Raw genomic sequence first — 9,995 nt, forward strand, 5'->3', positions numbered from 1 at the left:
GCCCTTTGCTGCGCACGCGAAGTCACGCGCCAGCGATGTTCTGTTTCGGTTGATCTCCGGATGGCCTCACAGCCCGCAGTCGTCGGCGCATCATGAACGGATGTTCGGCAGCGGCAGGGTGGTAGCCTGCCAATTCGGCGACCTCGCCATCAGTTAACCCTTTGGCCCGGAGCGCCCCGCCCAAGGTGGCGATCAACTCCGGAACTTCAGGCGCAAGGCTATCGCTACCAGGCTCGGAGGTTTTCCAACCGCGAGCGTTCATTGCCTTGTAGAACGAGGTCCGCTCCGCAGCGCTGGCCAGTTTGAGGTGGTAGGCCCGCTCGAACAGTGCCTGCATGGACACTCCCCACACCCGCTTGAGGTCGACCAGGCGACCAATGGTTGGTGGTCGCAGATCTGGCTTGATGACGTGGTCAGGCATGAGGAACTGGGCGGCGAACTCGTTGGCTTCGCGCTCGGGGTCATCGCTGGCCAACCCATTGTGGAGGACCAAATGACCAAGTTCGTGGGCGAGGGTGAGTCGCTTGCGGTCAGTGGGCACGGCACTGTTGATGAGCATGACCGGGTGGTTGCCGATCCACTGGGAGAGCCCATCGACCCGGGAAGTGCCGAAATCTTCCTCGAAGATCACGCATCCTGCTGACTCCAGCCAACGCATCAGATTCCGAACGGGTCCTACGGGCATACGCCATTGGGCGCGGACCATTAGTGCTGCTTCCGCTGGTGGGGTGTCGAGAGGGTCGAAAGTGGGAACTGACTGCTCAGCGCGCATCGACACCTCCTCGAACAATTCGGAGACATGCAGACGGTGCTTGTTGAGGCGGGCCTCCCACATGGTCCACAGCGACGGCTTGGCTGTGGCCTGTCGCCGCATATGCGCATCAACGGCGAGCGCGCCCCGTACTGTGTGGTCCCGAGTCAACAACCGCTTGGAGACACCGAAAATCTCTGCGAGGCGTTCCAGCGTCGCATCATCCGGTGTCCGTTGGTTGTTCTCATATCGAGACATGGTGGCCTGCGTCACGCCGAGCGCGGTCCGCAGGTCCTCCTGTTTCCACCCACGGGCGCGGCGAAGTGTCTCCAGCACTTCGCCAAGGCTCATGATGTTTCGTCCTCCGCCTCATCGACAACCGCGGCCAAGTCGAATTGCGGTAGGGTCGGGTCGACAGGTGTGCGGGTGATCTGCGTGCCACCGGCTTCGTCGGAGTCCGATTCGCCGAGTTGAACCACCCAGAACGGAGTCTTATCCAGGCCGTCTCGCAGGGACACCACTGCTGCCCCCATGTTCCGTAGCTCGGCATCCCAGCGGTAACCGAACCCCAGGCGGATCTCTTCAAGGCCATCCAAGGTGGGCACTGCGCCCTGCGCCCAAAAAGCCAGCGCAGCACGTGTGGGGTACGAACGAACCTTGTCGTTATCTGCGTGCCGTTTCACCCGTGCTCTGTAGCGAGTGCCGACCAAGACCTCCCTTGTAGGCCCGCACTCCAGGAACTCCACTCCTGCAACGTCATGCAAGTGATGGCGCAGGTTGGCGAACATGCGGTCGTGGACCCAGTTCGACAGGCCCCGGTCGCTGTGCTGGACCACGAATTGAGGAAGGGTCTCGCGGTAGAGAGTGAGGTCGTTCCGGCTGGCCTGCGTGGCATCCGACAAACCACGCAGTACCTTCTCGCCAAGATCGTCGAGCACGGCATCCGAGCTGGGTGCTGAAAACATACCAGAAAATATACCACCTGCATGGCTGGCCCGCTCGTGCCTACCGGTCAGACCCGTGCTGAGGCACACTGCCGCCGGTATGGTCCGCTAGCGGCATCGCTGCCGCGTGCGCCTTCGCAACGAAGGTGGGGGTCCACGATGTCATCTTCGGGAGGTACTACACAGCGACCCCGAGATCCGTGGCCAGTGCGCGAGCCTCGCGTTCGATCAGACTCCCGCCGGAGGTGACCAGCTCTCCGGCCAGAGTGCGTGCAAGCGGGTGGCAGGTCATCGACTCGCGGCTGATCCGGGTCGCACGCTGAAGCACGTGCAGGCTGGCCGTGTTCTCCTTGCGCTGCCGGTAGCCGCGAGCGACGTCCAGCCACACCCTGGCACGCCGATCCAGTGACGGGACCTTGTCCGGGTCGGCAGCCTCAGCGGTAGTCACCGCGGCTCCGCCCTTGTGCAGTTCGACCTGCACACTGACCCCGGTCAAGGCCGCGTTTGCCGCTCCGAACAGCGTTGCGGGGTGGGCGTATCCGGATGGAAGCCGCGTGGACATGTCGGCGGCGTCGTCCAAGCGCCGCAGGGCGTCGCCCTCGCGGCCCATCTTCGCCGCGGTGATCGCCCCGTGTGCTCGAACCGCGCCCCACAGCGCCCGCGGCTCGTCGTCGTCTCCGTCGAGCGCGGAGGCGAGAAGCCCGGCGGCGTCGTCGGCGAGCTGGAGGGCGTCGTCCTCGCGGCCAGTGCTGCGCCAGACGTTACCGACTACCCACGCCGCGGAGGCCAGCGCGCGCGGCTCGTCGGCTTGCTCTGCGGCGGACATGCACCGGTCAGCGGCCAGCCACAGCAGCGCCGAGTCCGCCACCCACGCGAGCATCTGCCCGGAGAGGGCGTAGGCGGACGACAGCGCGGCGTGCGCTTGGCGCCGGTCGGCTCCGTCGAGAGAGCGCGCGGCGTGGCGGCCGTCGGTGATGATCCGGGGCAGCACCGCGCCCACGGCGTCCCGCGGGGTGGGGGAGGAGTGCCAGAGCGCCCAGGCGTCGGCGACTCGGCGGGCGAGGTCGGTGGCCGACACCGGCCTCGCGGCGGCGAGCGAGAGGAGCGGGGCCTCGATCGCCTCGCGCACCCCTGAGACCGCCGCGTGCCCGGTCCTGCCTTGGAGGGCGAAGGGCGGTTGCTGTTCGCCGACGAGCACCGCGAGGTCGACACCGAGGACCCCAGCGAGCCGCATCAGCATGTGCACGTCGGGCGCGTTCCGACGCCCGCGCTCGACAGACTTGAGCCACTCCTCGGACCGGCCGACCAGACCGGCGACCACGGGCCGGGTCTTCCCCTTGCGCTCACGGACGGTCTGGATTCGAGCGCCGATCGAAAGCCCCGCGAGCTCGTCAACTGGCACGATGTGCCCCCTTCGGCTGGCCTCGCCCGCGGAGGAGCTGGCGCCGCGGAGAGGGGTACTGACTCCACCTACCTCTCAGGGTAGGCCCTTCTCGGCTTCCGTGGGACCTCCGCGACGCCGAGGACGCGGGTGGTCGCCGCGGAGGATCGGCGCCGACCGGGTGCCAGGGGCGGTGCGGACGCGGCGGGAGGGCAAAACCCCACTGAGAGTGGGGTTTTAGTGCCCTGTCCCTATTCCCCCTTAGAGAGAGCGTCTCTCTAAGGGGGAATAGGGAGAACCCACTAAAACCCCACTCTCAGTGGGGTTTTGAGGACGCTGCCGCTTCTCCGCGCAGCGGACCGGCCCAGATGAGCGACGAGTCACGGCGAGCGCAGACCTTATCTAATAAGACCCCCGGCGCTGCTCCAATAGTCGGGATTCCTCGAAAGGAGAGGCGCCGTGCTGCCGACGCCCGGACGCTGGCGGACCTGCCGCGAGTGCAATCGACCCTTCGACGCCTCCGGCGTTGGCCGCCCGCCTGTTCGATGCGGAGAAGTGTGTCGCCGTGCTGCCGACGCCCGGCGCAACCGGATCGCCCGCGTCCGGCTGATCTCGGCGAGGGACAAGCTGGCGGCCGTCACCGCGCAGCTTGCGGCGTGATCCCCGTGTGGCCTTCGGCCCACTGACCGTCACGCCCCCATACCTCGGACTGGTCCTCCGAGGGGACGCACCGCCAACGGCGGATCTCGCGTGGTGATCGGAAGGGCGGCGGCTTCGGCCTGCCGCCCTTCCCGCACCGCGAGCCAACGTCCCCAACCAGACCACCACCACGCGATCCGGCGGCTGACCTCCGCCAACGATCCCCGAAGGACGACCCCCACCATGACCTCGACGACCCTGGGCACCTTCGCCCACCACGCGGAGCGCTACCGCGCCGCAGGCTGGTTCGGCACGCTGCCTCTCCCCGCCAACGCCAAGTACCCGCCCCCCGGCGGCTTCACGGGCGGTTCCGGCGGCTGGCCCACCGATCAGGACATCTCCGCGTGGGGCGCGCGCTTCGGCGACAGCTTCAACCTCGCCCTCCGGCTGCCCGAGGACGTCATCGGCGTCGACATCGACGCCTACGGCGACAAGCCCGGCGCGACCACGCTGGCGGAGGCCGAAGCCCGGTGGGGCACCCTCCCCGCGACCTACACCTCCACCGCCCGCGCGGACGGCGTCTCCGGCATCCGGATCTACCGCGTCCCCGCCGGTCTGGCGTGGAACGAGGAGGTCGGACCGGCGGTCGAGGTGATCCAGTACGGCCACCGGTACATGGTCGCCGCGCCCTCGACCAACCCGAAGACCGGCACGGCCTACCGGTGGACGACGCCGCAGGGTCTCCCGGTCGACGTGCCGATCCTCGCCGAGATCCCCGCGCTCCCCGATGCGTGGGTGGCCGGGCTGACCCGCGGACCTCTGGCCGATGAGCGGCGGCGCCGGGTCGGCGTGGACGTCGATGCCTGGCTCGCCGACCTCCCCGACGGCCCGCCGTGCGCCGACGTGGAGGAGGCCCTCGACCGCGCCCGACTCGCGCTGTCCGGCGGTGGCAGCCGGTACGACGCCGCCGTGCACGGAACAATGGCCCTGGTCGGTAGAGGCCGCGGAGGCTGCTCCGGTGTCGCCGGAGCACTGCTCACCCTCCGGGCCGAGTACGAGGACGCTGTCGCTGGCGAGTCCCGCGACCCCCGCGAGTGGGACCGCTCGTTCCGCGGCGCTGTGGAGAAGACCGCCGGTCAGCGGGTCGAGTTCCACGAACGTTGCATCGAACATCAGGCCCGAATGTTGGTCTTCGACTACACCCCGCCCTCACTCTGGGATGAGCGCCCGATCCTGCGGCACCTGCACGACTTCGCCCGCGGTCGGCGAGTGGCGCCGCTGGCCGTACTCGGCGTGACCCTGGCCCGCGTGGTCGCGGCAACGCCGTCCAATATCGTTCTCCCGCCGATCATCGGCGGAGACGGGACGCTGAACCTCTTCGTGGCCCTTGTCGGAGATTCCGGCGCTGGCAAGGGCTCCGCGGAAGCCGCCGCGGCCGAGGCCATCGACATCTCAGCGCTGACCGACCGCATCTCCGGCGAGCCAGTCCGCACCGTGAACGTCGGCTCCGGCGAGGGCTTCGCCCACATGTTCGTAACTCGGAGACAGGGCGAACTGGTCCGTATCAGGGACTCGGTCCTCTTCTCTGTCCCCGAGGTCGACACCCTCTCCGCGCTGGGCGCCCGGCAAGGCGCGACGCTCATGCCGGTACTTCGGTCGGCATGGTCAGGTGAGCGGATCGGCTTCTCCTACGCGGACCCCACGAAGGCCCTGGACATCGAGCCCCGGTCCTATCGGTGCGCGCTGCTCCTCGGAGTCCAGCCCGCCAAGGCCGGTCCCCTTCTCGGCGACGCGGAGGGAGGCACGCCCCAGCGGTTCCTGTGGGTGCGTGCCGCCGACAAGGGGATACTCAAGAACCCGCCGCCGCCCCCGACCCCCGTCGTCTGGGATCGGAAGTACCCCACGGTTCCCCGCTATGAGATGGCGGTGACCCGCGAGGCCGTTGACGAGATCGGCGACGCTCACTGGCGCCGGAGCAGGGGAGAGGGCGACGCGCTCGACGGCCACGCGCTCTACACCCGGCTCAAGGTCGCCGCGGCGCTGGCGCTGTTGGACCGGAGACTCGACGTCACCTCCGACGACTGGCGCCTCTCCGGCCGGATCATGGCCCTGTCCGATCGGACCCGGGCCGGAGTTGTGGCCGACCTCCGCGAGCGAGCCAGCAAGGCCAACATCGGCCGCGCCAAGGCCGAGGCCGCCCGCGCGGTCGTCGTCGCCGAAGCCGTGGACGCACAAGCCATACAGCGCGCCAGCCGGGCCGTGAAGACCGCGCTGGGCAAGAACCCCGGCGGGTGGATGTCAGCGGGCGAACTACGTCGAGCGGTACCGAGCCGGGTCCGCCGAGACCTGGACGACGCCCTCGACGCGCTGGGCCTCTCCGGCGACATCGACACCGAGGCGATCACCTACCGCGGACAACAGGGCACCCGGTACCGGCTCCGCGGGTGATCTTGATTGAGCAGTGGACAGGTGGACACCTGACCAACGCTCGCCGCGATCCGCCTGCACTGTGGGAAAACAAATCTCTCTCTGACCTGCACGAATACACCGCGCCGGGCTGCCTCCGTCGAGCCAAGCAGTGGCCAGGTGTCCACCTGTCCACTGCTTGGCAGCGTCCGTAACCGCCCGCCGCCGCGGCCCTAGAAAGCGAGCCACATGACCGACAACGCTCCCGGCCCGCCCCCGTGCCCAAACCCGTGCACCGGGTGCACACAGCTCGCCGCCACCGCGGCGCGCATCGAGGACGTCCTCCAGACCATCGCGCTGGACATCTCCGAGTTCAAGAACAAGTGGGAAAGATCCACTGAGCAGTTCTGACCCCTGACTCCCGCCGCGCTCCCTCCTAACGCGGCGGTGAGGCTCCCGCGCCGGGCTCCGGCGGCTCCCAGAGCCCGGCGCGGTCGAGCCCCCTACTCCTTCGAGTCGAGCCGCCTCGGAGGCAATCGAGCCCCACGCCGCCGGGGCTCCGTCCGAAAAGGAACCCAATGACGCCAACCCGTACAGTCCACGTCCGCGAGAACTCGCTCGCCAACCGAACCCTCCGCTCCCCCCGTCTCTCCGCCCGCGTCCAAGACCAAGACGAGTGGAACACCCTGCTCAACGTCGCCATCCCCGGCGTGGACGCGGCCCTCGCTGCCCTGTCCCAGCGACCCCGGATCGACCCTGCCGCCACCGCCGCGGAAGTCGCACGAGCGCTTCGGAACGGCGCGGAGCTGCCCGCGAACTTCGGGGCCGCCGCGGTGGCGGCACAGGCAGAGATGGAGACCCGAAAGGCCGAGCAAGACATCCTGACGCGGCTTCGGAATGAGTTCGTAGCCGAGCTCGGGCACCTAGTGGATGACTCCGCCGAGAATATGGTCGCGGGGCTGGACGCCGATCTCCAGCAGACCCTAGACGCGGCGACGGCGGCCCTCCGCGAGCTCGACGGAGCGACCGATCCGATCGCCGCGATCAAGGCTGGGAAGGCCGCCGCGCTCGAGAAGTTCGCCGACGCACACCGCACCTACCTGGAGGTGCGGGAGCTGGCAGACGCGATCATCAGGCACGAGAATCCCGAGCTTGCTGCCGCGGACCCGATCCAGCGGGTCGCACTGCACATCGTGGACATTTGGCGGGATTGGGGGCTCCGCAATGCGGTGGCAACCCGGGACGGCTGGCGAGAGTCCGAACCTGCCCCGTACCCAGCCGACCTGGAGAGCCTGGAGTTTTTCGTATGGCTCTTGGATAACCGAAAAGCCGCATCCCCGCGAGTGGTCTCCGCAGGCGTGCTGCACACCCGCGTGGCCGCGGACGGCGCGTCGGCCCACAGAGAGTTTCAGGCCCGACACAGCCCCGGCACCGCGCATCGTCCCCTCGCTGACATGGCCGAGGCCAATCGGGTGCTCTGGGGCGGGGCTCCTCGCTCCTAACGTGCCTTGAAGGCCCCTGGGCAGCTCCCTGTCCAGGGGCCTTCCCCTCTTCATCCGCCTTGCCCTGCCTCGCCGCGCCTCCGTTGCCTCCGGCCGCGCGCTAACGGTGAGAGCTCAACGCGCAGACGTTTGCCGCACCGCGAGGACATGAGCCGCGTCGGCGCAGTCCCGAGCGCGCCCGTTCGACAGCCGCTCAGTGCCAGCCGCCGCGCCGCTGTCCTCCTGCTTCAACAGCCCTCGCGTCCGTGTCGACGCGGCAAGCCCGGACGGCCCCGTACGCGCGCCTAGGAACTCCGCGGGCGTCGCCGATCGCGCGACCTCTCCCGACCTACCCGGGGGTGCCCCTCCCCTCCCCACGGCCCATCGTGACCGGTGAGGAGGGCTCCTCGGAGCCGGACGGGTCAAGATGCCTCGGCGGAGCGTCCGAGCCCCCTATTTTCCTCTTCTGCAAGGAGTCTCGCCGTGCCTTCTGGCGGACACGCCCGCTCTGGACCACCCCCCGACCCCTACGCCGTGCGCCGCCGCGGCGCCGCCGCTGACGGCTGGATCACCATGACCCCGCCGCCCGAAGTGCCGCCATCATGGCCGCTTCCCAGTTCTCCCGATGACCGCGAGAAGGCCATCTGGGGTGAGCTGTGGAGCCGCCCGCAGGCTTCCCTGTGGCCGCGTTTCCACCTGACCACCGAGGTAGCCGTCCACGCTCGCACTGTCGCAGCGTTCGAGGCCGCGGGGTGTGTCAACGCCGCCCTCGGCGGTCTGATTCGCCGTCAGGCCGACGACCTCGGCCTGACAATCCCAGGCGCGCAGCGGAATCGCTGGACCTTCCCGGCGGCTGAGGAATCGCCCCGCCCGCAGCGGCCCCGATCCGCCCCCGGGTCCCGCGACCGCTTCCGCGACCGCTTCCGCGTCGTCCCTCCCGCCCGCGCAGACGGCGACCCCGCCGCCGAGTAACCGCCCTCGGCCACGCCGAGGCGACGTAGCGCGCGGGCGCCACCTCCTGATCTGACTGGAGATCCCATGCCACCGACCGCCACCATCACCGCCACCACCCCCGTCTCCATCGCCAGTTGGGTGACACCGCTGGTTGTCCTGAGCAACACAGGCACGGCTACCGCCTACGCGGGGGAGCACGGTGTCACCCCGGGCTCTGGAACGGCGGTGCCAGCAGGCGAAACCGTCGAGTTGACGAACAGCCGCGATGGCAATCTCTACCTCGTCGCTGGCGAGCCGACCGACGTGGAAGTCACTCGCTACGCGACCTCGGAAGAGGTCGCCGACTACCACCGCGCCGCCGTCTCCGCCGCCACCGGAGTCCCCTCCGCGCTGATCGGCGGCACTACCGCGGCCGAGATGGAAGCCTCCGCGGCTCTCCTCAACGCCTGGCTCGCTGGCGAGTAACCGCCCCCGGCCACGCCGCCGCGCTGGCGACCCCACTCCGCCCTCGCCGCGGCGTGGCCCTCGGCACCGTGCCCTCTCCGGTGCCGCGCATCGGCCGCGCTGGGGCGCCCTCCGCGCCCGCGCCGCCCTCTTCCCGAGCCCGCCGACTCCGGCGCCGCTTGCCACCACCTGAACGGACCAGACATGACCGACGACGGCCGACTCGCCGCCCTTCGCGCCCGGATGGAAGAGCTCCAACGGGACATAGAAGCCTTGGAGGAGGACTCCGCGGAGCCCGCGGCCTCCGGGCCAAACGCAGGTAGCAGCAGTTTCGAGATCACCAACCAAACCTTCGCCGCCCGCCGCCGCTACGGCTCCACTCAGGGCACCGCGACCGACTCCGGCGAGCCCTCGGCGGTCTCCGGCATGGCCGCAGGCCGCGCCGAGGCGCTTCGCCGTTACGGCTCCCCGCAGAGCGCCGCGCGGTCGGAGGCATCCGACTCTGACGAGTCCCCGTCGATTTCGGGCATGGAAGCCGGTCGCGCCGAGGCTCGCCGCCGCGCTGCCCAGGACCGCCGCTACCAGAAGCGCGGCTGAGCTCCGCGCCGCGCTGGAGATCGGTGCCCTTACGCATGACACCGCGCGAGTAAGACGCTGAGGTTCGGCTCCGATCCGGCCACGAAACGATGCGCTCAGAAGCGCGCCACCGCGTGGCCGGATCGTGTGCACAAAGTGAAGGAGCCTATCCAATGCCGACAACCGGCCCCGACGTCGTCACCCACCCCCCGATGCGTACCCGCGCCAAAGTAGATGACAGTGCATGGCGAGTCTGGCAGTCGCCAGACCCGGCTATCGGCCGCGGCTTTCTCACCGGCCCCTTTGATTTCTCGTGGCGTACGAGTTTCCTCTCCGGGTGCACGGGGGCTGAAATATGGCACAACGGGATCTACGAGGCAACCTGCAAGGCTCCGCCCGCCTACCTTCTCGGACACGGA

Annotated in this window: 8 protein-coding genes; 5 read left to right on the plus strand and 3 right to left on the minus strand. The window is 69.2% G+C overall.

Annotation, left to right across the window (positions count from 1 at the left end):
* Positions 1–22: 22 nt before the first annotated feature.
* From UO65_RS13840 to UO65_RS13850, 3 genes are all read right to left on the minus strand, one after another.
* Positions 23–1,102 (minus strand): helix-turn-helix domain-containing protein, encoded by a 1,080-nt coding sequence (locus UO65_RS13840; protein ID WP_052021151.1) that lies wholly within the window; start codon positions 1,100–1,102, stop codon positions 23–25.
* Positions 1,099–1,716 carry a hypothetical protein gene (locus UO65_RS13845; RefSeq protein WP_035282582.1) on the minus strand — a complete coding sequence of 206 codons (618 nt, stop codon included), beginning with the start codon at positions 1,714–1,716 and terminating at the stop codon, positions 1,099–1,101. Before UO65_RS13845 ends, UO65_RS13840 begins: the two co-directional genes overlap by 4 nt.
* A gap of 157 nt (positions 1,717–1,873) precedes the next feature.
* Positions 1,874–3,097, minus strand: a complete 1,224-nt coding sequence (locus UO65_RS13850; protein WP_035282583.1) for a helix-turn-helix domain-containing protein — start codon at positions 3,095–3,097, stop codon at positions 1,874–1,876.
* 861 nt (positions 3,098–3,958) lie between these two features.
* Here UO65_RS13850 and UO65_RS33300 point away from each other — a divergent pair.
* The 5 genes from UO65_RS33300 to UO65_RS13875 all read left to right on the plus strand — a co-directional run bounded on the left by UO65_RS33300 (position 3,959) and on the right by UO65_RS13875 (position 9,597).
* Positions 3,959–6,163, plus strand: coding sequence for a bifunctional DNA primase/polymerase (locus UO65_RS33300; RefSeq protein WP_052021152.1), 2,205 nt, complete (start codon positions 3,959–3,961; stop codon positions 6,161–6,163).
* Between the two features lie 207 nt (positions 6,164–6,370).
* A complete protein-coding gene (locus UO65_RS36735; RefSeq protein WP_161784464.1) occupies positions 6,371–6,532 on the plus strand; it encodes a hypothetical protein in 162 nt (53 codons plus the stop codon).
* 299 nt (positions 6,533–6,831) lie between these two features.
* On the plus strand, positions 6,832–7,623 hold the full coding sequence (locus UO65_RS13860) for a hypothetical protein (RefSeq protein ID WP_152552093.1): 792 nt from the start codon (positions 6,832–6,834) through the stop codon (positions 7,621–7,623).
* A 1,017-nt stretch (positions 7,624–8,640) separates the two neighbouring features.
* Positions 8,641–9,021, plus strand: coding sequence for a cupin domain-containing protein (locus UO65_RS13870; RefSeq protein WP_035282587.1), 381 nt, complete (start codon positions 8,641–8,643; stop codon positions 9,019–9,021).
* Between the two features lie 183 nt (positions 9,022–9,204).
* Positions 9,205–9,597 (plus strand): hypothetical protein, encoded by a 393-nt coding sequence (locus UO65_RS13875; RefSeq protein ID WP_035282589.1) that lies wholly within the window; start codon positions 9,205–9,207, stop codon positions 9,595–9,597.
* The last annotated feature ends 398 nt before the right edge of the window (positions 9,598–9,995 follow it).

The organism is Actinokineospora spheciospongiae (assembly GCF_000564855.1).
Classification (GTDB): domain Bacteria; phylum Actinomycetota; class Actinomycetes; order Mycobacteriales; family Pseudonocardiaceae; genus Actinokineospora; species Actinokineospora spheciospongiae.

Excerpts from the sequence above, each read along its gene's own strand:
- UO65_RS13875 (WP_035282589.1), top strand. The coding sequence starts at position 9,205 with ATGACCGACGACGGCCGACTCGCCGCCCTTCGCGCCCGGATGGAAGAG.
- UO65_RS13845 (WP_035282582.1), bottom strand. The coding sequence starts at position 1,716 with ATGTTTTCAGCACCCAGCTCGGATGCCGTGCTCGACGATCTTGGCGAG.
- UO65_RS13840 (WP_052021151.1), bottom strand. The coding sequence starts at position 1,102 with ATGAGCCTTGGCGAAGTGCTGGAGACACTTCGCCGCGCCCGTGGGTGG.
- UO65_RS13870 (WP_035282587.1), top strand. The coding sequence starts at position 8,641 with ATGCCACCGACCGCCACCATCACCGCCACCACCCCCGTCTCCATCGCC.
- UO65_RS33300 (WP_052021152.1), top strand. The coding sequence starts at position 3,959 with ATGACCTCGACGACCCTGGGCACCTTCGCCCACCACGCGGAGCGCTAC.
- UO65_RS36735 (WP_161784464.1), top strand. The coding sequence starts at position 6,371 with ATGACCGACAACGCTCCCGGCCCGCCCCCGTGCCCAAACCCGTGCACC.